Raw genomic sequence first — 868 nt, forward strand, 5'->3', positions numbered from 1 at the left:
GGCTTGCCCTCCAGGAAGTCGTCGATGTCGTCGTAGGTGACACCGAGGGCGTCCTCGTCGGCCTTGCCCGGGTCGAGGGTCTCCAGGTCGGCCGTCGGGGTCTTCCACACCAGCTCGGCGGGCGCGCCCAGCGCGTCCGCGACGGCGCGCACCCGGCGCTTGGTCAGCCCCGTCAGCGGCACCAGGTCCCCGGCGCCGTCACCCAACTTGGGGAAGAACCCCGACACGGCCTCCGCGGCGTGGTCGGTGCCGACGACCAGACCGTCGTGCGCCCCGGCCACCGTGTACTGGGCGATCATGCGCTGCCGAGCCTTGATGTTGCCGTGCACGAAGTCCTGGTGACGGGCGTCGCGGAAGTCCACGCCGGCGGCCAGCGAGGCCTCCAGGGCCGCGTCGCTCGCGGGCTTGATGTCCACGGTCAGTATGTGGTCGGCCTGGATGAAGGAGAGCGCGAGCCGGGCGTCGTGCTCGTCGGCCTGCACCCCGTAGGGCAGCCGCATGGCGTGGAACCGCGCCTCGTGTCCGGCCGCCCGGGCCCGCTCCACGGCGAGCTGGCACAGCCGGCCGGCGGTGGTCGAGTCCACGCCGCCGCTGATGCCGAGCACGAGGGAACGCAGACCGGTGGAGGTCAGCCGCTCGGCGAGGAAGGCGACCCGACGCTCGATCTCCCGCTCGGCATCGAATGTCTCGGCGACCTGCAGGTCCCGGGCGATCTCCTGCTGCAGGGCGATGGACGCCGGCTCGCTCACGTCTGCTCCTTGATGCTGTTCGCGATGTGCTGTCGCGTCACCCTACCCAGGACGTCCGGGCAGGTCTTCGGCGTGGTCCCGGTCGCTCCACGGCCCTCGGCGCCGCACGCGCCGGGCCG

1 protein-coding gene is annotated in these 868 nt (G+C 72.6%); it reads right to left on the minus strand.

All coding sequences use genetic code 11. From position 1 onward, the window contains the following. A partial coding sequence (gene nadE / locus ADK55_RS16540; protein ID WP_053679468.1) for an ammonia-dependent NAD(+) synthetase occupies positions 1-749 on the minus strand: 749 nt, incomplete at its 3' end. Positions 750-868 lie beyond the last annotated feature (119 nt).

Origin of the sequence: Streptomyces sp. WM4235, assembly GCF_001279725.1 — a bacterium.
Classification (GTDB): domain Bacteria; phylum Actinomycetota; class Actinomycetes; order Streptomycetales; family Streptomycetaceae; genus Streptomyces.